Annotated in this window: 24 protein-coding genes; 10 read left to right on the top strand and 14 right to left on the bottom strand. The window is 66.2% G+C overall.

The features are described from left to right. The first annotated feature begins 4 nt into the window (after positions 1 to 4). The 7 genes from AC1Z3O_RS31265 to AC1Z3O_RS31235 are packed head-to-tail and all read left to right on the top strand — an operon-like array spanning position 5 to position 7,639. Entirely contained in the window at positions 5 to 2,236 is a 2,232-nt protein-coding gene (locus tag AC1Z3O_RS31265; protein ID WP_483520628.1) for an O-linked N-acetylglucosamine transferase, SPINDLY family protein, read from the top strand. Further along, the gene (gene rfbF, locus AC1Z3O_RS31260) at positions 2,233 to 3,003 is read left to right on the top strand and encodes a glucose-1-phosphate cytidylyltransferase (RefSeq protein ID WP_483520626.1); all 771 of its coding nucleotides are present in this window, start codon (positions 2,233 to 2,235) and stop codon (positions 3,001 to 3,003) included. Before AC1Z3O_RS31265 ends, rfbF begins: the two co-directional genes overlap by 4 nt. Continuing rightward, positions 2,985 to 4,079: a CDP-glucose 4,6-dehydratase gene (gene rfbG / locus AC1Z3O_RS31255; RefSeq protein ID WP_483520624.1), complete on the top strand. Its 1,095-nt coding sequence runs from the start codon at positions 2,985 to 2,987 to the stop codon at positions 4,077 to 4,079. Before rfbF ends, rfbG begins: the two co-directional genes overlap by 19 nt. Further along, complete coding sequence (locus AC1Z3O_RS31250) at positions 4,076 to 4,627, top strand: dTDP-4-dehydrorhamnose 3,5-epimerase family protein (RefSeq protein WP_483520622.1); 552 nt, start codon at positions 4,076 to 4,078, stop codon at positions 4,625 to 4,627. The genes rfbG and AC1Z3O_RS31250 overlap by 4 nt, the downstream gene beginning before the upstream one ends. Continuing rightward, positions 4,624 to 5,847 carry a class I SAM-dependent methyltransferase gene (locus AC1Z3O_RS31245; RefSeq protein WP_483520620.1) on the top strand — a complete coding sequence of 408 codons (1,224 nt, stop codon included), beginning with the start codon at positions 4,624 to 4,626 and terminating at the stop codon, positions 5,845 to 5,847. The genes AC1Z3O_RS31250 and AC1Z3O_RS31245 overlap by 4 nt, the downstream gene beginning before the upstream one ends. After that, the gene (locus tag AC1Z3O_RS31240; protein ID WP_483520618.1) at positions 5,844 to 6,983 is read left to right on the top strand and encodes a DegT/DnrJ/EryC1/StrS family aminotransferase; all 1,140 of its coding nucleotides are present in this window, start codon (positions 5,844 to 5,846) and stop codon (positions 6,981 to 6,983) included. The genes AC1Z3O_RS31245 and AC1Z3O_RS31240 overlap by 4 nt, the downstream gene beginning before the upstream one ends. Next, positions 6,980 to 7,639 carry a NeuD/PglB/VioB family sugar acetyltransferase gene (locus tag AC1Z3O_RS31235; protein WP_483520616.1) on the top strand — a complete coding sequence of 220 codons (660 nt, stop codon included), beginning with the start codon at positions 6,980 to 6,982 and terminating at the stop codon, positions 7,637 to 7,639. Before AC1Z3O_RS31240 ends, AC1Z3O_RS31235 begins: the two co-directional genes overlap by 4 nt. A gap of 25 nt (positions 7,640 to 7,664) precedes the next feature. Here the strand turns inward: AC1Z3O_RS31235 and AC1Z3O_RS31230 are convergent, their stop codons facing one another. The 8 genes from AC1Z3O_RS31230 to AC1Z3O_RS31195 form a co-directional block, all read right to left on the bottom strand. Beyond that, a complete protein-coding gene (locus tag AC1Z3O_RS31230; protein WP_483522098.1) occupies positions 7,665 to 7,970 on the bottom strand; it encodes an EscU/YscU/HrcU family type III secretion system export apparatus switch protein in 306 nt (101 codons plus the stop codon). Between the two features lie 23 nt (positions 7,971 to 7,993). Then, positions 7,994 to 9,325: a flagellar hook-length control protein FliK gene (gene fliK / locus AC1Z3O_RS31225; protein WP_483520615.1), complete on the bottom strand. Its 1,332-nt coding sequence runs from the start codon at positions 9,323 to 9,325 to the stop codon at positions 7,994 to 7,996. A 120-nt stretch (positions 9,326 to 9,445) separates the two neighbouring features. Further along, positions 9,446 to 9,778, bottom strand: coding sequence for a flagellar protein FliT (locus AC1Z3O_RS31220; protein WP_483520613.1), 333 nt, complete (start codon positions 9,776 to 9,778; stop codon positions 9,446 to 9,448). A 1-nt stretch (position 9,779) separates the two neighbouring features. Beyond that, entirely contained in the window at positions 9,780 to 10,208 is a 429-nt protein-coding gene (gene fliS, locus AC1Z3O_RS31215) for a flagellar export chaperone FliS (protein WP_483520611.1), read from the bottom strand. Positions 10,209 to 10,225: 17 nt separating this feature from the next. Continuing rightward, on the bottom strand, positions 10,226 to 11,719 hold the full coding sequence (fliD, locus tag AC1Z3O_RS31210) for a flagellar filament capping protein FliD (protein WP_483520609.1): 1,494 nt from the start codon (positions 11,717 to 11,719) through the stop codon (positions 10,226 to 10,228). Between the two features lie 49 nt (positions 11,720 to 11,768). Then, positions 11,769 to 12,128: a flagellar protein FlaG gene (locus AC1Z3O_RS31205; RefSeq protein ID WP_483520607.1), complete on the bottom strand. Its 360-nt coding sequence runs from the start codon at positions 12,126 to 12,128 to the stop codon at positions 11,769 to 11,771. Between the two features lie 111 nt (positions 12,129 to 12,239). Next, entirely contained in the window at positions 12,240 to 13,472 is a 1,233-nt protein-coding gene (locus tag AC1Z3O_RS31200; RefSeq protein ID WP_483520605.1) for a FliC/FljB family flagellin, read from the bottom strand. Positions 13,473 to 13,633: 161 nt separating this feature from the next. Then, a complete protein-coding gene (locus tag AC1Z3O_RS31195; RefSeq protein WP_483520603.1) occupies positions 13,634 to 13,951 on the bottom strand; it encodes an RNA chaperone Hfq in 318 nt (105 codons plus the stop codon). Positions 13,952 to 14,850: 899 nt separating this feature from the next. Here AC1Z3O_RS31195 and AC1Z3O_RS31190 point away from each other — a divergent pair. Both AC1Z3O_RS31190 and AC1Z3O_RS31185 read left to right on the top strand, forming a co-directional pair. After that, positions 14,851 to 16,827 carry a methyl-accepting chemotaxis protein gene (locus tag AC1Z3O_RS31190; RefSeq protein WP_483520602.1) on the top strand — a complete coding sequence of 659 codons (1,977 nt, stop codon included), beginning with the start codon at positions 14,851 to 14,853 and terminating at the stop codon, positions 16,825 to 16,827. 174 nt (positions 16,828 to 17,001) lie between these two features. Then, entirely contained in the window at positions 17,002 to 18,564 is a 1,563-nt protein-coding gene (locus AC1Z3O_RS31185) for an MDR family MFS transporter (protein ID WP_483520601.1), read from the top strand. Between the two features lie 43 nt (positions 18,565 to 18,607). Here the strand turns inward: AC1Z3O_RS31185 and AC1Z3O_RS31180 are convergent, their stop codons facing one another. From AC1Z3O_RS31180 to AC1Z3O_RS31160, 5 genes are all read right to left on the bottom strand, one after another. Next, positions 18,608 to 19,558: an oxygenase MpaB family protein gene (locus AC1Z3O_RS31180; RefSeq protein WP_483520600.1), complete on the bottom strand. Its 951-nt coding sequence runs from the start codon at positions 19,556 to 19,558 to the stop codon at positions 18,608 to 18,610. Positions 19,559 to 19,610: 52 nt separating this feature from the next. Next, positions 19,611 to 20,633: a cytochrome d ubiquinol oxidase subunit II gene (locus AC1Z3O_RS31175; RefSeq protein WP_483520599.1), complete on the bottom strand. Its 1,023-nt coding sequence runs from the start codon at positions 20,631 to 20,633 to the stop codon at positions 19,611 to 19,613. After that, positions 20,630 to 21,997: a cytochrome ubiquinol oxidase subunit I gene (locus AC1Z3O_RS31170; RefSeq protein WP_483520597.1), complete on the bottom strand. Its 1,368-nt coding sequence runs from the start codon at positions 21,995 to 21,997 to the stop codon at positions 20,630 to 20,632. The genes AC1Z3O_RS31175 and AC1Z3O_RS31170 overlap by 4 nt, the downstream gene beginning before the upstream one ends. A 12-nt stretch (positions 21,998 to 22,009) precedes the next feature. Beyond that, positions 22,010 to 22,621, bottom strand: a complete 612-nt coding sequence (locus AC1Z3O_RS31165) for a GbsR/MarR family transcriptional regulator (protein ID WP_483520596.1) — start codon at positions 22,619 to 22,621, stop codon at positions 22,010 to 22,012. A 695-nt stretch (positions 22,622 to 23,316) separates the two neighbouring features. Next, positions 23,317 to 23,940 carry a TetR/AcrR family transcriptional regulator gene (locus AC1Z3O_RS31160; protein ID WP_483520594.1) on the bottom strand — a complete coding sequence of 208 codons (624 nt, stop codon included), beginning with the start codon at positions 23,938 to 23,940 and terminating at the stop codon, positions 23,317 to 23,319. A gap of 117 nt (positions 23,941 to 24,057) precedes the next feature. On the opposite strand from AC1Z3O_RS31160, the gene AC1Z3O_RS31155 reads away from it, so the two are divergent. Further along, entirely contained in the window at positions 24,058 to 24,810 is a 753-nt protein-coding gene (locus AC1Z3O_RS31155; protein WP_483520593.1) for an SDR family NAD(P)-dependent oxidoreductase, read from the top strand. Positions 24,811 to 24,967: 157 nt separating this feature from the next. On the opposite strand, the gene AC1Z3O_RS31150 is transcribed toward AC1Z3O_RS31155, so the two are convergent. Beyond that, entirely contained in the window at positions 24,968 to 26,212 is a 1,245-nt protein-coding gene (locus tag AC1Z3O_RS31150; protein ID WP_483520591.1) for an MFS transporter, read from the bottom strand. Positions 26,213 to 26,305: the final 93 nt, after the last annotated feature.

Genomic DNA, 26,305 nt, shown 5'->3' with positions numbered 1-26,305 from the left:
ATTCATGTACAAGAATCAACAAGCCCCGCGCTTCGTGCGGCAACTGCACCTGGCCAAGGACTGCTTCGAGAAGCAGCGCCTGCGTGACTGCATTCGGCACGCAGAACTGGCAGAGCGAGAGAATCCGAATCACCCGGATACCTACTATTGGCGCGCAGTCGCCCATATGAACCTGGGCAACAAGGAGATCGCGCGCGATATTGCGGCAGCGGCGGTGCAGAGGTTCCCAGGCAATGAGGTCCTGAAGATCGTCGCCGCCGAGGTGATGATGGACTTCGGGCAATACGAACAAGCCCGCACCGCGCTGGAAGACGTGCTTTCTCGCGAGCAAGGAAACTGGACGGCCTGGACCAACTACTCGGCTGTCCTCTATAACCTGCAGGACTACCATGGCGCCAAGCATGCGGTGCAGCGCGCGCTGGAACTGGTGCCGGGGAACGCCGGGGTACTTTCCAACTATGCGAACGCCTTGAAGGAGACCGGCGATGTCGCCGAGGCGGTTGCGGTGCTGCGCCGTGCTATCCGGATTGCGCCGCGCGCCGAGCTGGTGCGCTTCAATATGCTGTTTACGATGTTGTTCGACGAGGGTACGGGCGGGCTGGACGTCCGCCGCGAGGCGGAGGGCTGCGCGGCCCTGCTGACGCCACCAGGCGCGCGGAGCAAGGCAGCGGCCAAGCCGAGCGATGCTGGCCGCATCCGGCTGGGCCTGATGTCGAACGACTTCCACGCGCACGCCTGCTCCTATTTCATCCTTCCATTCCTTGCCAATCTCGACCACGACAAGGTCGAGGTCTTTGTCTATGCCTTGAACACGCGGCAGGACAACATCACGCAGAAGGTTCGCCACCTCACGGATCACTTTGTCGATATCTCGGCCAAGCCGGAAGCCGAAATCGTCGCCACGGTGCGAGCCGACCGACTCGATGTGCTGATCGATCTCGGCGGGTACACGCGTAATACGCCCCTGCGCTACATGGCGCACCGGCTCGCCGAGACACAGATGACCTGGATCGGGTATCCGGGCACGACGGGCATGCGGCAGATCGACTACCGGATCACGGACGCGTACTGGGACCCGCCTGGCAACGAGGCGCATCATACGGAGGCCCTGCTGCGCGCGCCGCGGGTCGGCGCAGTGCAGTACCCGATGGTGGGGCGACCGTTGCACGTCTATGCCAGCGCCTACCGCACCCAGCCGACCCCGGCGCTGGCGAACGGCCATGTCACCTTCGGTTGCTGCATCAACCTGGCCAAGATCAGCGCCCGCAGCTTGCGCCTGTGGAGTGCCGTGCTGGCACGTTGCCCGGGCAGCAAGCTGCTTGTGGAGTGTTCCGGACTGCAGCATGACGCCGTGCGGCTGCCCTTGCTGGAGCGGATGACGCAGGCGGGCATCGACGGCGAGCGTGTCATCTGCCTGCCGCGTGAAGGACGCAACCAATACCTGACGTACCACCATATCGACATCGTCCTGGACACCACCCCCATGACGGGCGGCGCCAACGCCTGTGACGCGCTATGGATGGGCGTACCCATCGTCACGCTGACAGGATCGGCCTGCCACGAGCGACTGGCGACTTCCTACCTGAACGCGGTCGGACTTGGCAGCCTGGCCTGCGCCAGCGAGGCGGCCTATGTCGACCTGGCGGTCGCGCTGGCATCCGACCTGGAACAGCTCAATGCCATGCGGATGTCGATCCGGACCATGTTCGAGCAAAGCGCACTGGCCGATGCGGCCGGATTCTGCCGCTGGTTCGAGGGCGAGATGGCGCGCTTCGCCGGCGCCTACCGGCAACCCGAGGTGCTCGAGCGCTGCCGTGGCGAGGGCATCTACTTCCATGGGGAGTGGTATGCCCTGGGCGACATCGTCGTGGCGGTGGTGGAGGCGCTGGAAGCCGGCAACGATACGCATCTGGAGAACCTGCTGGAGAACGTCTCGGCCAAATGGCTTCGCCACTGGCTGGTCGCCTATGCCCTCTCCGAGGTGAGGCATCGCGAGGGTGACAAGGAGGGCGCGCTGGAGGTGCTGATCGAAAGCGCCATGCTGCGCAAGTACTCGCTGCCCCTGTACCGGCTGCTCAGCGCCCGCATGCAGGAGTGCGGGGTGGACCGGACGCCGCTGGATACGCTCCTGCGCGAATCGTTCGGCCTGGGCCTGGACTACCTTGACCAGCAGCCGCTACCCACGCGCTGGGAAATCGCGGGCATTGCCTCGCCTGCCGTGGAGGCCGTCGCATGAAGGCAGTGATCCTGGCCGGCGGCCTCGGCACGCGCATCTCCGAAGAGTCGCATCTGCGTCCCAAGCCGATGATTGAGATCGGCGGCAAGCCGGTGCTCTGGCACATCATGAAGATCTACTCCCACCACGGGATCAATGACTTCGTGATCTGCCTCGGCTACAAGGGCTATGTCATCAAGGAGTACTTCGCCAACTACTTCCTGCACATGTCGGACGTGACCTTCGACTTGAAGCACAATCGCATGGAAGTGCACCAGAGGCACGTCGAGCCATGGCGCGTGACGTTGGTCGACACGGGCGAACTGACGATGACAGGCGGACGCCTGAAGCGCGTGCGCGAGTACCTTGGCAACGAGCCGTTCTGTTTTACCTATGGCGACGGGCTGTCGGATGTCGATATCCGAGGCCTCGTCGACTTCCATTACCGGCACGGCAAGGCGGCGACGGTCACGGCCATCCAGCTGCCCGGCCGCTATGGTGCCCTCAGGATGGACGGGGCCGATGTGCAGGGCTTCCAGGAAAAGCCGGCGGGAGACGGTGCCTGGATCAACGGCGGCTTCTTCGTGCTCGACCCGGCGGTGATCGACCTGGTGAGTGACGACAATACGAGCTGGGAGGCCGAGCCCATGACCGAACTGGCGGCTCGCGGCGCCATGCAAGCGCATATCCACCGCGGCTTCTGGCAGGCCATGGACACCCTGCGCGACAAGAACGCGCTTGAAAAGCTCTGGGCGAGCGGGAACGCACCATGGAAGGTCTGGGCGTGAACCCCTTCGGCAATATCTACGCCGGCAGGCGGGTACTGCTGACCGGACACACCGGGTTCAAGGGGAGCTGGCTGGCGCAGTGGCTGGCGGCGCTCGGCGCCGAGCTGACCGGCTTCGCCCTGGCGCCGGCCTCCGTGCCCAACCATTGGCAGATGCTGGACCTGCCGCTGGCCGACCTGCGCGGTGACATACGCGACGCGGCAGCCGTCGGCGCGGCAGTGCGCCAGAGCCGGCCGGAGATCGTCTTTCATCTTGCCGCGCAGCCGCTGGTGCGCCAGTCCTACCGCGATCCATTGGAGAGCTGGTCCTCCAATGTCATGGGGACCGCCAATGTGCTGGAGGCCTGCCGCCTGCAGGGCGGCGTGCGTGCCATCGTGGTGGTGACCACCGACAAGGTCTACGCGAACCGCGAGTGGTCGTGGGGGTATCGCGAGAGCGACCGGCTGGGCGGCATCGATCCCTATAGCGCATCCAAGGCCGGTGCTGAGCTGGTGGCGGCAAGCTACCGCCAGGCCTTCTTCGCGACGCCGGATGCGCCGCTGCTGGCTACGGCGCGCGCCGGCAACGTGATCGGTGGCGGTGACTGGTCGGAAGACCGCTTGATTCCGGACCTGGTGCGCGCGCTGGCGCGCGGCCAGTCGCTGGAGATCCGCTCGCCGCGTGCGACCCGGCCGTGGCAGCATGTGCTCGATTGCCTTGCCGGCTATCTGCTGCTGGGGCAGCGCCTGCTGTGCGGGCAGGCTGACTGTGCCAAGGCATGGAACTTCGGACCCGCCCCCGAAGACAACCGCAGCGTGGAAGCCATGCTGCGCCTGCTCCGGCAGCACTGGCCCGAGCTGGCATGGACGGTGTCTTCCGCGCTGCAGCCGCACGAGGCCACGCTGCTCTACCTCGACAGCGCACAGGCGCGTACCGCATTGGACTGGCGCCCCGTCTGGGGCCTGGAGCAGGCCCTGGCGGCAACGGCGGCTTGGTATCGCGCGTCGCCCGTCGACGGCGCGCAGGCCACGCGCTGCCAGGTGGCGGAGTATGTCCGTGCCGCGCAAGCTGCCGGCATCGCGTGGGCTGCTGCATGAACGTGCTGCCGCTGGGCATCGATGGCGCGGCCGTGGTCGAAACGGTGCCCTTCGCCGATCATCGCGGCGCATTCGCCAGGCTGTTTTGTGTCGATGCGCTGGCTCCCCTGCTGGGCGACAGGCAGGTGTTGCAGATCAACCAGTCGCGCACCCATGCGGTGGGCGCGCTGCGCGGCCTGCACTTCCAGCATCCGCCGCATGCCGAAATGAAGCTGGTGCGCTGCCTGCGGGGGCGCGTATGGGATGTGGTGGTCGACCTGCGCGCCGGCTCGCCTACCTTCCTGCGCTGGCACGGGGAGGAACTGAGCGCGGCAAACGGGCGCATGCTGGTCATTCCCGAAGGATGCGCGCATGGCTTCCAGGTCCTGGAAGCCGACAGTGAACTGCTCTACCTGCATACTGCACGCTATGCGCCCGCGGCCGAAGGGGGTGTGCGCTTCGACGACCCCGCCCTCGGCATCCGCTGGCCGTTGCAAGTGACGGAGGTGTCGGCGCGCGACGCCGCCCATGCTCCGTTGGATTGTGGATTTTCCGGTATTGTCCTATGAACTGCCGTCATTGCCATTCGGCGCTGGAACATGTCTTCCTGGACCTTGGCTACGCGCCGCCGTCCAATGCCTACCTGAGCGCCGCCGACCTGCACGCGCCGGAAACGCATTTCCCGCTCAAGCTCTTCGTCTGCACGCACTGCTGGCTCGTGCAGACCGAGGACTTTACGCGCGCCGACGAGCTGTTCCGCCACGACTACGCTTATTTCTCTTCGACGTCCCGGACCTGGCTGGCACACGCTGCCTCCTACGCACGCGACATCACGCAGCGCCTGCAACTGGATGCCGGGAATTTCGTGATCGAGGTGGCATCCAACGACGGCTACCTGCTGAAGAACTTCGTGGATGCCGGCATCCCCTGCCTGGGCATCGAGCCGACCGCCAGCACCGCGCAGGCGGCCGAGCGCGTCGGCGTGCCGACGCTGCGGGAGTTCTTCGGCACCGCGCTGGCGTCGCGGCTGGCGAGCGAAGGCCGTCAGGCTGACTTGATCATCGGCAACAACGTCTATGCGCATGTGCCGGACATCAATGACTTCACGCACGGGCTCAAGGCAGCGCTGAAGCCGGGCGGCACGATCACGCTGGAGTTTCCCCACCTGCTGCGCCTGATCGAGCAGGTCCAGTTCGACACCGTCTATCACGAGCACTTTTCCTACCTGTCGCTGCATGCGGCTCAGCGTGTGCTGGCCGCGGCGGGACTGCGCGTCATTGATGTCGAGACCCTGCCGACCCACGGGGGCAGCCTGCGTGTGTATGCCGCGCATGAGGACGACAGCCGTGCCACCGCGCCGGCGGTCGCGGCCGTGCTTGCCGCCGAGGTCGATTTTGGCCTGTGCAGCTTGTCGACCTATCTCGCGTTCCAGGCGCGTGCGGACCAGGTCAAGGATGGGCTGTGCCGGTTCCTGCTGGACCAGAAGCGAGCCGGGCGCAAGGTCGCGGCCTATGGCGCGGCGGCCAAGGGCAACACCCTGCTGAACTACGCGGGCATCCGGCCGGACCTGCTGCCGCTCGTGGCCGATGCGGCTGTGTCCAAGCAGGGCAAGTACCTGCCTGGCAGCCATGTTCCCATTGTGGCGCCGGAGGCGCTGCTGCAGCAGCGGCCGGATGTGGTGCTGATCCTGCCCTGGAACCTCAAGCAGGAAATCATGCAGCAGCTGGCCTGCATTCGTGAATGGGGTGGCCGGTTCGCGGTCGCCGTGCCGGAAGTGGAGGTCCTGTGAAACCTGACGAACTGCCGGCGCGCATCCTGTACACCAAGCCATCGATCACCGAGCTGGAGGTCGCTTACGCCACGGATGCTGCAGCCAACGGCTGGGGTGAGCGCTGCTACGAATATATCCAGCGCTTCGAGCGGGGCTTCGCCGCGTACATCGGCGCCGAACATGCCATCGCCACCTCGAGTTGCACCGGCGCCATGCACATGGGGCTGGCGGCCCTGAGCATCGGCGCGGGGGACGAGGTGATCCTGGCAGACACCAACTGGATCGCCACCGTCGCGCCGATCGTGCATCTGGGCGCGACGCCGGTCTTCGTGGACGTGCAGGCCGATTCCTGGTGCCTGGATCCGGCCTGCGTGGAAGCGGCCATCACGCCGCGCACGCGGGCCATCGTCGCCACGCACCTGTACGGTAACTTGTGCGATCTGGACGCGCTGGAGACCATCGCCGCGCGCCACGGCCTGGTGCTCATCGAGGATGCGGCCGAAGCCATCGGCTCGGTCTACCATGGCCACCGAGCGGGTGCGCGCGGTCGCTTCGGCGTCTTCTCGTTTCATGGCACCAAGACCCTGACCACCGGCGAGGGCGGGATGTTCGTCACCAGCGATCCCGAGCTGTTTGAGCGTGTGCTCACGCTGAGCAACCACGGACGCAGGCGCGGCGAGACAAGGCAGTTCTGGCCGGACTGCATCGGCTTCAAGTACAAGATGTCGAATGTCCAGGCGGCAATCGGCTGCGGACAGCTCGAACGTATCGAGGCATTGACGGCACGCAAGCGCGAGGTGTTCGCCCACTATCAGGCCGCGCTGCGTGGCTATCCGGAGATCCGCCTGAATCCGGAGCCCGCCGGCACCACCAATGGCTACTGGATGCCGACCGCGGTGTTCGATGCCGCCACCGGCGTCACGTGCGAGCGGCTACTGGCGGCCTTCGGCGGCGAGCGCATCGATGCCAGAGTCTTCTTCAGCCCACTCTCGAGCACGCCGCCGTTTCGTCCCGAGCCGGCCAACCGCAATAGTTTCGATATTCCGGGCCGCGCGATCAACCTGCCCAGCTATCACGACCTGAGCACGGCGCAGATGGACCGCGTGGTCGCATGTCTGCTCGGCGTACTGGAAGGTGCGCGGGGGGCGGAATGAAGAAGAAGCTCCTGCTCCTCGGCGCGAACAACCCGGAGACGCCGCGGATCCTGCACCGCTTGCGCCCGCATTCGGATGTGGAATACGCCGGCTATATCGACAATGATCCGGCGAAGAAGAATACCGACTTCCACGGCCTGCCGGTCTTCGGCGGCTTTGACGTGCTGCATCGCTTCGACCCGTCCGAGTATGACTTCGTCAACCTGATCTCGGGCAGTTGCCTGGTGCGCCACCAGACCAGCGCGGTCATGTTGTCGGCAGGGTTCGGTATGGCCAACCTGATCCACCCCGGCATCGATCTCTTCATGACGGAGATAGGGCGCGGCATTTATCTGCGCGAGGCGGTCGTGGTTCAGGCCGGCGTCCGCGTGGCCGACAATGCGTGCATGCATATGGGCGCGCTCATCGGCCATGAGACGCAGGTCGGCGAGTCGTCCTTCATCGGGCCGGGTGCCTCGGTATGCGGTTGCGTACGGATCGGGCGGGGCGTTTTCGTCGGCGCGGGCGCCACCATTCTGCCGCGCCTGAGCATTGGAGACTGGTCGGTGATCGGCGCCGGTGCCGTGGTGACCCGGGATGTGCCGCGCGGGGTCGTGGTAGTCGGCAATCCCGCCCGGGTCATACGCGAGCTGTCGTTGCCGCCCGACCTCGGCTGAGCGCAGCCGGGCGGCTGCCCGTGCCTCAAGCTTCGACGGGCCGGGCGGGCGCGCCGCCGGCCTTCTGTTCTTCCAGCTGATACAACCACGCCAACAGCTCCGCCACAGCGACATAGAGCTGTGGCGGGATCTGGCTGTCCAGGTCGACCTGCATCAGCAGGTTGACCAGGGCCGGCGAGTCGTGGACATAGACGCCTGCCTCGTGCGCACGGGCGATGATCGATTCGGCGGTGGCGCCGTAGCCCTTGGCCACGACCCTGGGCGCGCCGCGCTTGTCATCGTAGGACAAGGCGACTGCGCTGGCGCGTCGCGAGGCGTCGCTGTCCGGCATCGGCTCGGAGGACCTGTCTTCGCTCAAGTGCCAACTCCTGGTGCGTTGCTGTTGCCGGTGTCGATGGCGAGCTGCGCCAGGGCAATGCCGCTCGCGGCCAGCCTGGCCCGCAGGCCGGCACGCGCCTCGTCCATCCTGGCGACCGCATCCTGTTCGGTCGCACCGATCCGGGCGTCGAGGCGGCCGCCGGCAAGCGAAAGGCGGACCTCGACGGTGCCGAGTTGCGGCAGGCCGACCAGCAGGCGGGTGGTCCAGGCCTGCGTGTGTGTGTCGCGCGCGGGGCCATCTTCCTCGACCGTGGGCCGGTAGATCTCCCACGCCATGCGCGTATCCGGCCACGCCTCACCGACCCAGCGGAAGTGCTGGCTGGCCAGCAGCTCCAGCTGCTGGCGCACGAAGCCTTCCGCCGCGGGATGCACGGCGGGGCCGGCGCTGGCCGCTTCCGGCATCGGTGCCGCTGGCGCAGGCCAGCTCGAACGGTGAGTCTCCGGCTGCGGCGCCGCGGCCTGCGCCATCTCCCGGTAGGCCTGGGTGGCGGGCACGCTCGCGGATCGTGGGTGGGCCCCGGGGGCTTGCGGACTGCCTGGCGCCGTCGCCGCCTGGCCCGGCTGGGCCGCAGCGGCGTGGCTGCGCGCATCGACGGGGCCGGCGTTGCCGCCTGCACGGGCATCGCCCGGCGCCCCGGAGGCCAGGTCGGCATCTGCTTCCGGCCGGACCATCTCAGGCACGGTACTTCCGGCGGCCGCGCCGGCCCGGCCCGCCACGGCCTGCATGATGGCGGTCAGCGCACTGGCGCCCGGCGCGGGCAGCAGCGGCGTACCGGGGGCGGCGCGCCCTGGCATGCCGTCATCGCCTTGCGGCTGCCGGCCGAGGGCGGCCTGTGGTTCGGCGCGCACGCTTTCCAGCGTGCGTGCGCCCGTGACCCACTGGGCGAGGTGGGATTCGTAGAAGAGACCGCTGCGGTCGACCAGCCTGGCCAGCGCCACCGGCAACGCGGCCTGGGCGGCGTTGCCTGCCGGTGGGGCAGGCAGCAGCCGCCCGGCGGCACGCGGTGGCGGCGCGTCTGAGCGTCCCATCAGGTCGAGGATGGTGCGCGCGGCAAAGCTCAGGGTCTCGCGGGTGGAGCCCGGCGTGGCATTGGCCGTGGCCTTGCTGCTGTCCGGCAGGGGCGCGGCTACGCCGTTCAGCGCGCCGCCGCGAAGATTGGAGTCAGGCGTGCCGCGGGCACCGGTCTGGGTGACATCGGCGCTCGGCATCAGGGCGGCGAGCTTGCTGAGCGCCAGTTCGCCGCGCCGTGTCCCCTTATCGGGCAGGGGCAGGCTTGCCGGATCGGGGGTGGGGCGGATGCTCGTCATCGTGGCGGCAGGTACGCTGGGCGCGGCAGGCCACGCCTTGGATCATCCGGCGGCGTGCGGGGCGCCGCCGCTCGGGGTGGAGCGGCGAATGCCGCGGGGGGCGGAACTCGGGGCGCCCGCTCAGGCGAGCGCGCCGTAGGCGTGATTCAGCGCCCGGGTGCGCCGCGTGCTGTCGAGCAGGGCGCCCAGGCGGGCCAGCTGAGGCGAGACCAGGTTGCGGATCGCGGCATCATGCGCCAGGATCCGCTCCAGCAGATGGTGGCGGCGCGCGGTCTCCGCCTGGTCCAGCCCGGCCTCGTGATCGAGGCGGCGCAACTGGTCGACTTCCGATACGTAGACCTGCTGCAGCTCGCTCATGGCATCCCAGTTGCCGGCGCGCGCGGCTTCCAGCATCTGCTCCGACAGCAACAGGATTTCTTCATAGTGCCGCAGGATGCGGCCGGGCGCTTGCATATCAATTCTCCACGGCAAGGGCGGAATGGTGCGCGTCGGCCGGCGGCGTATCGCCGATCTGCGCCCACGCCGAGGCCAGGCCTTCGAGCAGGCCATCGACTTCGGCCAGCAGGGCGGCATCGTTGCGCAGGTTGGCCAGCAGCAGGCGGCGCGACATATAGTCGTAGAGCGCCTCCAGGTTGGCAGCGATCTCGCCGCCGGCCTTGTGGTCCAGCGAGGCGCGCAGGCCATTGTCGATGATGTCGATCGCTTTCGAGATCGCATTGCCCTTGGCCGCGATCTCGCCGTCTTCCATATGGAACTTCGCGCGTGCGATGGCCGTGCGCGCGCCGTCGAACAGCATGACGATCAGTTTGTGCGGGCTGGCGCTCATCGCGCCGGTCTGGATGCCGACCTGGCTGTAGGCATTGGCGGCATTGCGCGCGTACATGGCGGACTCCTGCTGGCTTACTTCTTGGATGACGAGGACGACGAGGACGTATTGTTCATCGCGTTGAACTGCTGCGTCAAATAGCTGCTCGTGCTCTGCATCTGCGACATCAGCACGTCGAGCTGCTGGAATTGCGCCTTGTAGATGGCGATGGTGTCGTTGACGTGGCTCTGGGTGGCCGTGTACTGGGCGCTCAGGTCCTTCAGCGTCTGGTTGACGCCCGCCGTGGCGGCCGTCAGCGTGCCGGTGCTGCTGGTCAGCGTGGTGACCAGGTTGGCGATCTGGTTGCCGTAGCCGCTCTTGCCGTCCGTGTTGCCGAACAGGGCGGCGACACCGGCGGCGTTGGTGGACAGCGCGCTGTTGAGCTTGCTGGTATCCAGGGCCAGGGTGCCGTCGGTCTGGAAGCTGATGCCGATCTGGCCCAGCGTGTTGATGGCATTGGTGCCGGAGGCGCCCTGCGGGGTATTCAGCACGCTGCGGACCTGGTTCTGGATCGAGCGCAGCGTGCCATCGCCGGTCAGCGGCGACGCCGTCTTCGTGCTGGCATTGTAGGCAGACAGGCTGGCCGCCGAATTCTGCAGGTTGTTGTACGCGGTGACGAAGGCCTGCAGGCCATTCTGGATCGAGGTCGTATCGCGCTGCACCGTCACGCTGGTGGTGCCGGTCTGGGCCAGCGACAGCGTGACGCCCTGGATCGCGCCGCTCACCTGGTTGCTGGCGCTCTTGATGGCGATATTGTTGACGGTCATCTGCGCGTCCTGCGCCGCCACGCTCTGCTGCAGGTTCTGCGTGCCGGCGGGATCGTAGCCGAGCAGGCTGGACAAGCCGGTGCCGCCATCGGTCTCGTTGACGCTGAGGCGCATGCTGTTGGTGGCGCCGGTCTTGTCCGAGGTCAGGACCAGGCGGTAGGGCGTGCCGCTGCCGTCGTTGATGATGCTCGCTGTGACGCCGGCATTGGCCTTGTTGATCGCGTCACGGATGCCTTGCAGCGAGTTGTTGCTGCTGTCGATGGTGATGTCGACGCCGGTGGAGCCGCTGTTCGCCGTGAAGGACGCGCCACTGTACTTGCCGTAGGTGGCGCTGCTGGTGTTGGTATCCAGCGTGCCGCCGCTGATGCTGCCGAAATCGATGTGGATGGTGCCGGTGCCGACCGCGGTGGTCTGGCTGGCCTGGCCGGTGCTGACCAGCGATTGCGCCTGCGCCAGCGCGGTCACATTGATGGCGTAGGTACCCGGGACGGCGCTGGTGCTGCCGGTGGCGCTCAGCACACTGCTGTTGCTTGCGCTGGCCGTGGTGGCATTGAAGAAGGACGGGGCGGACAGCGCCTTGGCCGAGCCCTGGAAGGCACCCAGCATGCTCTGCAGCGTGCCGTAGGCCGACAGCTTGGTCTGGTAGCTGGCCTGCTGCTGCTGGATCGCCGTCAGCGGCACCTGCTCCGCCTGGGTCAGCTGGTCGAGCAGGGAGCTCAGGTCGAGGCCGGAGCCGACGCCAAGGTTGGAAATGGTAGTCATGTCTTATTTCCCGGGAGACTGTTGCCGCTGTGTTGTTGTCCGTGTGTGCTCAGGCGGTCTGGCGCACGAAAAGGCCTTGTAGCTGCGCCATCGCGTCGGCGATGCGCACGACTTCCTCGGTCGGGATCTGACGGATCACTTCGCCCGTGCCTTTGTCCGTGACCTTGGTGATGACGCGGTGCGTGGCGCTGTCGATCTCGAACTGCACGCTTACCGAGGCGGAACGCAGCACGCTCGTGAGGTGCTGCAGCGCGGCCTCGACCGAGGCGCCGGCCGCGGCGGATTGCTCCTCGGCCGCGGGCTGGCCGGTGCCGCCGGTGCTCTTCTGGCCAGGGCGGCCCGGCGCGAAGGCGGGCGCCGCCGCCATGGCGGCGAGAGAAGAAGACGTCGGAAGAGCGGCGTTGGCCATGGTCGTTCAGTCTCTGCAGGTTCGAAACGCTTTCCCAGGGCCGGGACCCTGGGGAAACGCTCCGTGCCGGACCAGGCGTGGGCCCGGTCCGGCGCGCAAGGCGGCAGCCGCTTACTTCAGCAGCGACAGCACGCTTTGCGAGGTCTGGTTGGCTTGTGCCAGCACCGAGGTACCTGCTTGTTGCAGGATGTTCGCGCGGGTCATGTTGGACACTTCCGTTGCGTAGTCAGCGTCCTGGATGCGCGAGCGCGAAGCCGACAGGTTGGTGATGGTGGTGCCCAGGTTGGAGATGGTCGAATCCAGGCGGTTCTGGATTGCGCCCAGCGAGCTCTTCAGGCTGTCGACCGACTTCAGCGCGTTGTCGATGGTGGCCATCGGGTTGGCGCTGGCGTTGGACAGCAGGCTGGAGGCGGTCAGCTTGCTCGTGTCGAGCTGGAAGCTGGCGGTGCCGGCGGCGAACGTAGCCGATTGCGGGTCGAGTGCCACGTAGGTGTACATCGTGGCGCTGCTCGCGGCGTTGGTCATGCCCTGGTTCTTCAGCGCTTGCGCTTCAGCGGCGGTCGACGGGGTGATGGCGACTTCGGCGTACCAGTTGCCATTCTTGTCCACCACAGCATTGCCGGAGACGGCGACGCTGCCCGATGCGATGCCCAGGGTCGTTGCCAGCGTGCCGGCGGCCTTTTCCGTGACGGCGGTGGCCGTCACATTGGTGGTCGCGCCGTACACTGCTTGTGCGGCCGCAGCGTTGACAGCGGCGGTGCCGCTGACCGAGGTCGTGCCGTTGAAGAGCGCGGTGGCGGTGGCGGTCGGGCCGTTCACGTTGAAGCTCTGCAGGTTCAGCGTCTTGGTGCTGATTTCTTGCAGGTTGACCTGGATGGTCTGGCCGTCGTTGGCGCCGACCTGGATGTTGATCGGCTTGGCCGACGAGGACAGCACCTTCACGCCGTTGAAGTCGGTCTGGGCCGACAGGCGGTCGATTTCCGACAGGCGCTGCGAGATTTCGTCCTGGATCGACTTCAGGTCGGAAGACGAGTTCGAGCCGGTCGAAGCCTGCACCGACAGGTCACGGATACGCTGCAGGTTGTTGGTGACTTCGGTCAGCGCGCCTTCAGTGGTCTGCGCCAGCGAGATGCCGTCGTTGGCATTGCGCTGAGCCTGGGTCAGGCCGTTGATGTTGGAGGTGAAGCGGTTCGCGATCGCCATGCCGGCGGCGTCGTCCTTGGCGCTGTTGATGCGCAGGCCCGACGACAGGCGCTGAATGGCAGTGTTCAGTGCCGATTGCGAGCGGTTCAGGTTGTTCTGAGTTGTCAGAGACAACGTGTTGGTATTGATGACTTGCGCCATGTACGACTCCTATTTGCAATGTTGTCTGCATTCCGGCGGGTGCCGTAACGTTGGCTGCCTGCGGTGCAGGGCGTAGAGTGCCTCCGTTGCAAGGGTTATCGACAGGGACAACCGAACATTTAGAGTGATTTTTGCGTCGTTTGCGGTGGCGAGGCGGGGATCTACCCCCGCCGGCGGCCGCGCGGGATGAAGAGATCGACGAACTCGGGCGGGGCCGGCGTGGCGTGTGTGGTGGCCGCGGGCTCCCCGGCCGGCACCACGCAGGCGATGGCGCGCTTGTATACGAGTTGGGGCTGTTCGTCCTCCAGGCTCTTGCCCAGAAGCAGCGCATAGTTGTCCACGCGCAGCACGATCCCCTGCAGCCGGACGCCATTGAGGAGATGGACGATCACCTGAGTCTGGTCGCGGCGGTGGGCAGTAAATTGGATCGACTGCAGCTTGCGGTTGATGCGAGGTGGCGTGGATGACTTCTTTTGCACGGCTACTCCGGAAGAGCCCGAATGGGCTCTGGCGGCTGACTACGGTCCGGAGATCAGGCGCAGGCTTCGCAGCGAAAATACGCGGGGCGGAAACCGCCGCGGCCCGATCGCGGCGAGGGATGAAACATTCGCTCTCGGTGCCGGCGCAGGGGCTGACCGTCTCGGGAGATGCGGGCTGGGGTCCGGCGATCGGACTCGGGCTTGCCGCGCGACTGTGGCCGAGAGGCGTCGCCAGGAGAGGAGGGGAATACTTCAGGCGCGAGAGTAACAAAGTTTTACAAAGATTGACGCGGCGGTCGCTCTCGCTGATTAGAGGTTTACTTCTAAAAAGCGATTCCTATCTTGCCAGATGTCTGCCTTAGGTCTCGCGGCGTGTATTTGCTCGCTATCGGACCGCATGATCGGGAGCTGCAGAGGAACGAGGGGCTGTCGGCTGAGGAGTGCATCATACGACACACAAAATGCTCGCGCGCCATCCATTTTTGTATCCATAAGCCGCAGAAAATTCGCTTACTTCTATCAGTGCATTCCCTGATGGAAGCAGGATTTACACCTCATGTAAGCGCGTTTATATTCACCAGCGAGCCAATTCAATTGGCTCCTGGCAGTCCTCAAAAGCCTACGAGCACCCCGCGCGTGGGCTTCTTTTTTTGTCGAGCCCACTCTTCATCTGTCGCCGCCAAGGCCGCATGCGCCTTACCCGATGCGCACAAGATACCCGCGTCGTATTAAATGCGAGGCGCCTGGCTTCCTATCACCGGAAATGGCGGTGTTTTTCCTCTCAATTCATTTTTCTGCTCAAGTCGGCGCGGGTACCGGCCGTTAGCGCCGCATGCGTCAGACCTCAGCCAATTCCCAGGCCGACGCATTCAATAACTCTTGGAACGAGGAGTGAGCAGATGCGAAGCTTGCGCAATGTCGGCATCGGATACCGGCTGTCGGGCGCCTTCACGCTGGTGGTGCTGTTGCTGGTGGCCGTGGCGATGTACGGCGCGGTTTCGCTGCGCGCCTTGAATGCCTCTATGCACCAGACCGTCGAGGGGCGGCTGTTCAAGGTGCTGGACCTGGATCAAGTTAAAGAGTCGGCCTTGAAGATCGGCGTGATGGTGCGCGATGCGACGCTGACCGAAGATCCGCAGGTGGTCGAGCGCAACAGCCAGCAGATCGATAAGCTGCGCCAGCAGATGTCGGCCACGCTGAATGAGCTGGACAAGGTGCTCACCGCCAGCGGCAGGCCGGAGGTGCAGCAGACCATGCGCGAGCTCAATGCGGCGCGTGAGGCCTACAACGGCCAGCTCGACCTGGTGTTGCGGCAATTGCGCGCGGGCGAGTTCGCCGGCGCCAGGGCCGCGCTCGTGGTGACGCTGCCGGCGGCGCAGGCGCCATATTTTGACAAGCTCACGTCATTGGCCGCAGCCGGGCGCGAACTGGCCGTGGCCGCGCTGCAGGAGGCGGACGCGCGCTTCGCCATGGCGCGCAACGTGCTGGCCGGCCTGACTCTGGCCGCCGTGCTGCTCGCCGTGGTGCTGGGCATGTTCATCACGCGCTCCATCACCTCGGCCGCGCGCGAGGCGCTGGCCGCCGCGGAAGCACTCGCCCAGGGCCGGCTGACCCACGCGGTGGCGCAGCGCGGCCGCGACGAAATGGGCCGCATGCTGGGCGCGCTGGATCGCGCCTTCGGCCAACTGGCGGCGCTGGCGCGCGGCGTGCAGGAGGCGTCGGGTTCGATCGGCGCCGCCACCGGCGAGATCGCGCGCGGCAATACGGACCTGTCGCAGCGCACCGAAGAGCAGGCCGCCTCGCTGCAACAGACGGCGGCATCGATGGAGCAGCTGACATCGACGGTGCGGCAGAACGCCGACCACGCCAGCCAGGCCAACCAGCTTGCGGCCGGCGCCTCGGCCGTGGCCGATGCCGGCGGGCAGGCCGTACGGGCCGTGGTGCAGACCATGCAGAGCATTTCCCAATCGTCGTCGCGCGTGACCGAGATCATCGGCGTGATCGAGGGCATTGCCTTCCAGACCAATATCCTGGCGCTGAACGCGGCTGTCGAGGCCGCGCGCGCCGGCGAGCAAGGGCGCGGCTTCGCGGTGGTGGCCTCGGAGGTGCGCAACCTGGCGCAGCGCTCCGCGGCGGCGGCCAAGGAGATCGGCGAGCTGATCACCGCGTCGGCGCGGCAGGTGGACGATGGGGCGCGCCAGGTGGAGCACGCCGGGCGCACCATGGACGAAATCGTCGGCTCGGTGCGCCGCGTGACCGACATCATGGGAGAGATCTCGGCTGCCACGCAGGAACAGTCCTCCGGCATCGAGCAGGTCAATCGGGCGATCGCGCAGATGGAGAGCGTCACCCAGCAGAACGCCGCCTTGGTCGAGCAGGCCGCGGCGGCGGCAGACAGCCTGAAGCAGCAGGCCGAGCGCTTGATCGGGGAGACGGCGAAATTCGAGGTGGGGGCGGTGGCGCGCGCGCCGGCCTTGCCCGCAGCGCCTGTGGCGATGCCGGTGCCGGTTTCGCAGCCGCCGGTCCGCGCCGTTGCCGCCGCCCGGGTGAGCACCACCACCACCGTCACCCCTTCGGCAAAAGTGGCGAAGGCGGCCACGGCCGCCACCGTGCCGCGCCATCTGCGCAAGTCGCCGGCCGCATCGTCCGCGGCGTCCGCCCGCGAGCCGGCGCGGCCCAGCAAGGAACGGCCGCCGGTGACGCGCAAGCCGCAGGCGGCGGTGCTGTCCAGCCCGCGCCACGAGGCCGCCGCGCGCAAGGGCCGGGCTGAGGCGCCCCGGGCCGCGAGTACCGCGAGTCCGCGCGCGGCCGCCGCCATGGCCGCCCGCCGTGCCGCCGCCGAGGCGCCCGCCACCGGCGAATGGGAAAGCTTCTAGGCGACGGCTTCCAGGCCGGGCCGGGGCGCCTGGCGGCCCAGCAGCGCTTTCGGCTTCGTCCTACAATACGGCCTTCGCTCGCCTGACACGATAAGAAGCAGCATGGGCCGGGGCAGCGTGGCGCGCGGCGTGGTCCGCTGCGCCTTCCGCGCGGCCGGCCTTGCCGTATCCCCCATGACAGCCTCCTCCCCCAAGCCGTACCCTTCCGCGCAGTCCAATCCGCCCGATGTGCCCGTGATGCAGGTGATCTTCGGGCTGATGCTCGCCATCCTGCTGGGCGCGCTCGAACAATCGATCGTCGCCGTCGTGCTGCCCGAGATCGCGATGCAGTTGGACGGCTTCGAGGTGATGGCCTGGGTCATCTCCGCCTATCTGGTGGCGTCCACCGTGGCCACCCCGATCTACGGCAAGCTGTCCGACCTGCTGGGGCGCCGTTCGGTGCTGACCTTCGCCATCTTGCTGTTCCTGCTGGCCTCGGTGGCCTGCGCCATGGCCCAGACCATGCCGCAGCTGATCGTCGCGCGTATCCTGCAGGGCCTCGGCGGCGGCGGCCTGATCTCGGTGTCGCAGGCGACCATTGCCGATGTGGTGCCGTTGCGCGAGCGCGGCCGCTACCAAGGCTATGTCAGCGGCGTCTGGGCGGTGGCCAGCATGGCGGGTCCGGTGATCGGCGGCTATCTGGCCCACTATCTGTCCTGGCGCTGGATCTTCTGGATCAACCTGCCGCTGGCCTTGCTGGCGCTGGTGGTGGTGCGCCGCGCGCTGCGCCACCTGCCGGCCGGCGGGCGCCGCCATCGCATCGACTATCTCGGCGTCATGCTGTTCGGCGGCGGCCTGACCGGCCTGCTGGTGTTCCTGACGCGCCTGGGGCAGGGCCAGTCCGCCACGCAGCCCGCATCGCTGGCGCTGCTGCTGGCCGGCCTGCTCGGCCTGGCGCTGTTCGTCTGGCAGGAGCGCCGCGCCACCGATCCCATGATCCCGCTGGCCATGCTGCGTGTGCCGACCGTGTCGATCTGCTGCGCGACGCTGTTTCTGTGCTTCTTCCAGCTGATCGCCATGTCGGTGCTGCTGCCCCTGCGCTTCCAGGTGGTGGGCGGCGCCCATGCCGACAGCGCCGCGCTGCGGCTCGTGCCGCTGACCCTGGCGATTCCGATGGGCGCCTTCATCTCCGGGCGGCTGATGTCGTGGAGCGGCCGCTACAAGCCACTGCAACTGGCCGGCGCGCTGATAGCGCCGGTGGCCATTCTGGCCCTGGCCTTCGTCGACCCGCGCACGGTCTGGCTTTGCGCGCTGGTGATGAGCGCGCTCGGCGTCGCCATCGGCCTGCAGTTGCCAAGCGGGCTGGTGGCCACGCAGAACGCCGTACCGCCCAACCAGGTCGGGGTGGCGACGGCCCTGACGGCCTTTTCCCGCATGCTCGGCGGTGCGGTCGGGGTGGCCGTGCTGACGACCATTCTGATCGCCTTGCTGCGCCACAGTGGCATGACGGTGGCCGACCTGAAAGGGGGTGAGGACGTCCTGATGAGCATGTTCCACCGCGCCATGTCGGCCGGCGGCGCCAATGAGAGCGATGCGGCAGCCGTGCGCCAGGCTGCGGAGGATGCCTTCCGCACCCTGTTCCTGCTCAGCGCGGCGGTTTCGCTGCTGTCGCCTTTCCTGGTGGCACGCTTGCCGGAAAAGGCATTGCGCGGTTCGACGGGCACCGTGGCGCGGCCGGCGCCCAATAGTGCTGAATAGCGCCGAATAGCGCTGACCAGGGCGCCGCAGCCGGCCGTCGGTATCAGGCCGCCGGTGCGGCCGGCCCGGATGGGCGTGCCACACGGCGCCGCGCTCGCGCGGCCAGGCCAGGCCCCAGCGCCCAGCGCAGCGCCGGCGCCAGCAGGTGCATGCCCGCCAGCGACGCGGGCCGCCGCAGCGAAGCGCCGTGCAGGCCAAGCTGCGCCCGCGCCCAGTCGGGCAGCAGGGCGATGCCCGCGTCAGCCAAGATCCGTACCGCGGGCGCCAGCAGGGGATTGGCCACGGGCATCTGCATCACCAGTCGAACCACCTCGTGCGTGCGCGGGCCGGCCTCGAGCTGCGGACGCATCGCCAGAAGGTAGTCGGCGATGTCATTGCGTGTGCGTGGCACATCGGCAGCGCCGAGCAGTTCGGCAACGCGTGCCTCCTCGGCGTAGTAGCTGTCCTGCTCGGCGCCGGACAGCGGGCCGACATAGCGCAGGTAGCTGGCGAGGAAGCTAGACACCTCGGCCACGTGCACCCAGGTCAGCAGGGCGGGATCGTCGGCGGAGTAAGGGCGTCCGTCCGGCGCGGTGCCGCGCACGCCGGCATGGATGCGGCGGACTCTCTCGATCAGTGCCATGGCGTCGGCGCGGCTGCCATAGGTGGTGCCGGCGATGAATTGCGCGGTGCGTCCCAGGCGGCCCTGCATATCGGTGCGGAAGCTGGAAAAGTCCCACACGCCGGCCAGCGCCAGCGGATGCAGCGTCTGCATCAGCAGCGCGCTGACACCTCCGGCCAGCATGGCGGGGAAGTCGGAGTGCACGCGCCAGCAGACGGCTGCGGGCCCGAACAGGCCGGGATCGCCTGGAGGATTGTCGTAGTCCAGGCTCAGTCCGGAATTGCTGCGGGTGAGCGCCCGCACCTGGGCGCCCGCGCGTTCGCGCAGGCGCGCCAGCATGCGCGGGGCCAGGCCGGCGGCCCGGGAATCGGGGGGGCGGATCAAGCCTTGCATCAAGTCCGGGGCAATCAAGTGGCCGGCCGACCGGACGGCCGGCCTCGGACTTTCAATAATAATGCAGGTCGGTGGCCTTGCCCCAGAACACCCGGTAGGCGAAGGCGGTGTAGGCGAGGATGGTCGGCAGCACGACCGCCGCGCCGACCAGGATCACGCCCAGCGACTCCGGCGCGCTCGCGGCCTGCCACACGTCCATGCGGTCAACCACGAGGAAGGGGAAGAGGCTGTAGGCCAGGCCGTTGAACGCGAGCAGGAAAATCACCGCCGTGGCTGCGAAGGGCACCCAGCACCAGCGGTCGTTGCCGGCGTCCAGCAGTGCCGGCATGCGCCGCAGCAGACGGTCGACCAGCACGAACAGCGCGATCGTGACCAGCGGAACCGGCGCCAGCAGGATGATGTTCGGCAGCGAGAACCACTTGTCGAAGATGCGCTCGCTCACCAGCGGCGTCACCACCGAGATGGCGATCACGCCCAGCGCGGTGAGCCACAGGCTGCGCCGGGCCCAGTAGACCGCGCGCCGCTGCAGCTTGCCGGTGCTCTTCATGATCAGCCAGCCCGCCCCGAGCAGGCAGTAGCCCGCCACCAGGCACAGACCGACCACCACCGCGAACAGCAGGTTGGGCAGGTCGTAGCGGAAGCCCGTGATGTACAGGCCCAGCATCAGGCCCTGCGAGAAGCTCGCCAGCAGCGAACCCGCGTAAAAGGCGAAGTTCCACCATGGCTTGTGGTGGGCGCGCGCCTTGACGCGGAAGTCGAAGGCCACGCCGCGCACGATCAGGCCCGCCAGCATCAGCGCGACCGGCAGGTAGAGGTTGGTCAGGATCACGCCCTGGGCCAGCGGGAAGGCAGTCAGCAGCAGGCCCACGCCGAGCACCAGCCAGGTCTCGTTGGCATCCCAGAAGGGGCCGATCGAGGCGATCATGGCGTCTTTCTCCGCGTCGTCCGCGCGCCGCAGCAGCACCCCGATGCCGAGGTCGAAGCCGTCCAGGATCACGTAGATCAGCATGGACAGGCCCATCAGGCCGAGAAATGCCAGGGGCATCCAGCCAGAGGCTTGAGTCAGGTCGGTCATTGCGCGCTCCGGTAGTGGCGGGGCATCATGGCCCGCGGGATGTCGTGCTGCACATCGGCCTTGCCGGCCTTGCGCGCCAGGTAGAACACCACCGAAACATAGGACGCGATCAGCACCGCATACAGCGCCAGGTACATCGCCAGGGTGCTGGCAATCATCGTGGCCGGCACCTTGGAGGCGGCCTGCGCCGTGGTCAGCACGCCATAGACCAGGTAAGGCTGGCGACCGACCTCGGTGACATACCAGCCTGCCACCAGCGCCAGCCAGCCGGAGAACGTCATGGCCATTAGCAGCCGGGCCATCCACGGGCGCGGTTCGCGGCCGCGGCGGGTTTGCCAGGCGGCCAACCAGGACACCGCCAGCATCAGCAGCCCGATGCCGACCATGATGCGGAAGGCGAAGAACACCGGCGCCACCGGCGGGTGCCGATCGCCGAAGGCGTCGAGGCCCTTGATTTCGCCGTCCACGCTGTGCGTCAGGTAGATCGAGGCCAGCTTGGGAATCGAGATCTCATAGTCATTGCTGCGCGTGGCGGCGTTGGGCACGCCGAACAGCACGGCCGGCGCCCCCTTCTCGGTCTTCCAGATCCCCTCCATTGCCGCGAGCTTGGCCGGCTGGTGGTGCAGCGTGTTCAGGCCATGCATGTCGCCGGCGACGATCTGCAGCGGAATCAGCACGGCCGCCAGCACCACGCCCGTACGCAGCGAGGAACGGACTTCGGGCGCGCGGTCACCGCGCAGCCAGCGGTAGGCCGAGATGCCCGCGATCAGGAAGGCCACGGTCAGCCCGGAGGCCAGCAGCATGTGGACCAGGCGATAGGGGAAGGAGGGGTTGAAGATCACCGCCAGCCAGTCGGTGGCGTGCGCGCGGCCGTCAATCATCTCGAAGCCCGCTGGGGTCTGCATCCAGGAATTGAGCGCCAGGATCCAGAACGCCGACAGCGTGGTGCCCCCCGCCACCAGCAGCGTGGCGATGGTGTGCACGCGGTTGCTGACGCGGCGCGTGCCGAACAGCATGATGCCGAGGAAGGTCGCCTCCAGGAAGAATGCCGTCAGCACTTCGTAGGCCAGCAGTGGCCCAGCGATATTGCCCACGGTTTCCATATAGCCCGGCCAGTTGGTGCCGAACTGGAAGCTCATGGTGAGGCCGCTGACCACGCCCACCGCGAAGGTCAGCGCGAAGACCTTTACCCAGAAGCGATAGGCCGCCATCCAGCGCGCGTCACCCGTCTTGTTGAAGCGCAATTTGAAGAACAACAGCACCCACGCCAGTGAGATGCTGATGGTGGGAAACAGGATATGGAAGGTGATATTCGCGCCGAACTGCACGCGCGCCAGCATCACCGGGTCAAGCTCGGAAAACATGAGTACTACTCCTTACTCCTTGCTACGGGAACTCTTTCCGCCGCCGGCCGGTGGCGCGGCCGCGCGCGTGGACCTGCCGCCGATGGCGCCGCTCAGCTTGTCCTTGACCTCGAGCAGGCGCGTGACCCGGGAACCGAGCCGCATCAGCTTCTCCAGTGTGGCCACGTCGAGCCGCTGGATGTCGCCGAACCAGCTCGTCACCAGCAGGATCAGCTGGTACATCTCGGTCATGCGCTTCTGCGCATGGCGGTCGTCGGGATCGGATGGGGATTCGAGCTGCACCTCGCGCAGCATCGACAGGGTCGGGTCGATCTCGCGCCGGCGGCGCTCCTCGGCCAGGGTGCGGAAGATGGTCCAGACATCGTCGGGGGCGGAAAAATACTCGCGCCGGTCGCCGGGCTGGTGACTCAGCCTGACCAGTCGCCAGGACTCCAGCTCCTTCAGGCCGATGCTGACGTTGGAGCGGGAGAAGCCCAGGGCCTCGGCGATTTCGTCGGCGTTCAGCGGGCGCGAGGCCGTGAACAGCAGGGCGTAGATCTGGCCGACGGTGCGATTGATTCCCCAGCGGCTGCCCATCTCGCCGAAGTGGAGGACGAAGCGCTGGATCAGGGGCGACAACTGCATGAATTTATGTTTTGAATTTTCAGAACTTTATGAAAGTTTAGTATGGATCGGGAAGCATTGCACGGCTTGGGCGCGGGGTGGGACAAAGTGTCGCGATGCGTGTCACGTGTCACGTCTCACAGTTGTCCCGTCTCACATGTCACGTCTCACAGTTAGTGAGGTTTGTCTCACAGTTAGTGGGTTAGATTCTCAAAGTTAATGGGTACACGAAGGGCAATGCCGACTGTCACAGTTAGGGCCACTGGCCGCAGCTGTCGAGATTCACTCAACTTTGAACTCTCAGGGGCAGGTGGGCCTGCCCATGGTCAGGAATAGTTCCGTTGCCGAGGCTGCGCGCCTGGCAACGGTCAACGGATGGCACGTCGTGTCGGACACGTCGTACGAAGGGTACGAGGATATTCCGCGTGACGTGATGCAGGGTCAGCAGGTCTAGTTGTTATGAGCAGCTCACACGCGAACTGTTTTTCGTCTCGGGAACATCAAGGCATTCAAACCTATGTTGCCATGCAGCGCTCCAAGGTGTCGCTGAACGTTCCATTGGAGCTGTGAGAACTAGCCTGGATGCGCCTTACCACGGCCGGCCTGCCCGGAGCCGGCCACCGTCAGTAGCAACCGTTCAGGAAGGAATCGCTCTCGATGGCGCCAATACCCGCCTCGAGTGGTCGTGGTAAAGCCCCGGCGTTTCATGCGCAACCTTACTTCCGCACTGACTTAGAGACCTTTGGAACTGCGCAATAGCGCAATCCGTCGACAAACAACGCCACCAGCCTCCGGGCATCAGGTGGATCGGGACACTCGAGCGGAGCGCAGAGGGCCCCCACCGCGCACAAGAGTTCGTCTGGCTGGATCCCTTCGCGAATGTCGCCCGAAGCGATCGCCGCATCGAGGAGGCGCTGAACAACAGGACGCAGTCGTTCCAGGAAGTACGTTGGCAATGCCTTGAAGGCGTCGTCGCCCGAATTCATCGCGGCAGCAAGCCCGCGCCTAGCGGTCACGAATTCGACGTAGCGCTCGATCCATTCCACCAGCGCTTCGCCTCCATCATGCTTGGCGGCGAGCTCCGCCCCAGCATCCGCGCACGCATCCACTTCACTGCACAGCGCAGCCACGACCAGGTCTGAACGCTTCGGAAAGTGGCGGTAGATGGTGCCGACGCCCACGCCTGCCTTTTGCGCGATCTCGCGTACGGGAGCATCGACGCCGGATGACTCGAACACTTCCAATGCCGTCCGCAGCAGCGTCTCGATATTCCGTTGTGCGTCAGCGCGAACAGACCGCTTCGCGCTCTCGTTGGTGGACTTGTTGGTCTTACTAGGCAATGCACCCCCCCCCCCTTGCTAACCGGAACAATGTTCCGTATATTTCATAACCGGATCGACGTTCCGGTTAATTCTACCGTATGAGCTTCGGTCCCCCTCATCTCAAACGGAGCAAAAATGCATAGCACACCTGTCGCGCTGGTTACCGGTGCAAACAAAGGGATTGGCCATCAGATCGCCAAGGAACTGGCGTCGAAAGGCTTCAAAGTACTTGTTGGAGCACGCAACCTGGATTTGGGCCTTGTAGCGGCAAAAAGCGCTGGTGAAGGGGCCCAGGCCATCCACCTCGATGTGACGGATCAGACGTCGATTGCAACAGCAGCCAAGCAGATCGAAGACACGCTGGGGCGCCTTGATGTGCTGGTCAACAACGCGGGGATCTCGCGCCCAATCAAGCCGGGGACGCCCATCGAAGAAATGAGGGATGGGGATAAGGTGAGCCGCATATCAATCGACGATATGCGCGTCGTGTTTGAGACAAACGTGTTCGGGGTTACCGCCGTTACGCAGGCAATGTTGCCGCTTCTTCGCAAAGCACCGGCCGGGCGCATCGTCAATATTTCGAGTGCCGGCGGCTCCCTCACGCTGAAGGACAACCCTTCGGATTTCTCGCGGCAGTACGTCGGGGTTTATCAGACCTCGAAAGCCGCACTCAATGCAGTTACGCAAGCATTCGCCATTGAGCTGGAGGGCACCAACATCAAGGTCAACGCTGCCTGTCCGGGCTTCACTGCGACTGATCTCAGCAACTATGCACCTGGCGCGGGATCGGTTGAAGATGCGGCACGAGAACCGGTCCGCTTGGCGCTCCTTGATGCGAATGGGCCGACCGGCACGTTCTCGAACTCGGATGGCCCGCTTCCTTGGTGAGACGATCAGCGAAACTCCGCGCAGGTAGGCCGGCAGTGATCTTCTGCCTGGACGAGGCACCACGCCCTTGGTTTGTAGCGCGCCACATCAACGATGGAGCGCGCTACAAGCACCCAGCATATTGAGGCACCGATTGAATCGATATCCAACGCGCCGGCTAGCCGCGGCAGCAAGGATCGCCGGACGCTCCAGCTGCAGTGGGTCCCGGAAGGCCGACGTCGTCTGACTGGGTGATTTTTCGTAACCCCAAGGCTGCCAGGAACGCGACAAATCCCCCGGCAGCGAGCGGCATGTATGCCCATCCCCACTGGTGTGTCCAATCCAGCGTGGCGCCGAATGTCATGGGCGCAAGCGCTCCGGCACCGAACCCGAGGATCGACCGGACCCCTATCACGCGGCCCAGATAGGCTGCCGGTACCTCATCCGTCATGGCGGCGGAAAGCACTCCCGAATCGGCCAGAATAAAAAAGCTGCCGATGGCAGCAAGCGCGATAACCCAGCCTGCACCCCACTGCGCCGACCAACCGATCAGCATGGAACACAGGGCGCCCAAGGCGCCAACGTAGATCAGCACGCGTGTTCGGCCCCAGCGATCCGACAGCGCACCGACAACGCCCGTGGCGATCATGCCCGACAGATGCACCGTACCGCCAACGATGAGACTGGTAGCCATTGCGCCCAGCCCGGACGGCTGAAGCACGGCCGCCAGCAACGTTGGAGTCCACGCCCAGCTGCCCAGCAGCTCCCAGCAATGCGCAACGTAGCCGACGAGCAGACACAAAGATGTCGGGCCGAACAGGCTCTTCCACTGCACCGGCTCCGCAGATGTCTGCGCCTCATGCTCATGCGGTCGGTTCTCAACGCCTTTGAGACCGATCTGACCGATCATCGCGCCAGCCAAAGCACCGACCGCGCAGATGGCAAAACCTTCCGCTGGGCCATAAGACTTCGCCACCCACATCGAGAGCGAGACGGATAGCAGATAGCCCAACGAACCGGCCGCGAGCATCTGCCCCATTGCCCGGCCCCGCTCTGCGGGGGAGCTCAACTCCGCGACCAGGAGTAGCGCTGGCGTATACGCGCCTCCCTGCGTCAGCCCCACAAACACGATCAAGATGAGCGCGACATGCGGCGACCGGGCAAACATCGCAAAAACGATCAAGGCGGCAGCACCGGCCCAGATACAGATCTGATACATGCGCCTGGCGCCCAGACTATCGGAAAGCCACGATGCAACCAGGAGCGCAACGGCATTGGAGAGATTAAAGGCAGTCTGGATGGCACCGGCAGTCGTTGCGTCCATGTGCCATGTCGAGCGAAGTACGGGCAACGCACCCGCAAATGCCATCGTGCCCATGCAGGTACCCGCACGGCCGATGCATAAAAGCAATTGACGATTCATGTGTGCCTCGCCGGGGTCGAGCGCCCTGGTTGTAGAGAAATGCAATAGATGGAGAGAGAGGGAGGCACGGCAATTGTTGGATAGCGAAGCACG

The organism is Cupriavidus sp. 09_S30, from assembly GCF_056930435.1.
This window is presented reverse-complemented; position numbering and strand designations above follow the sequence as displayed.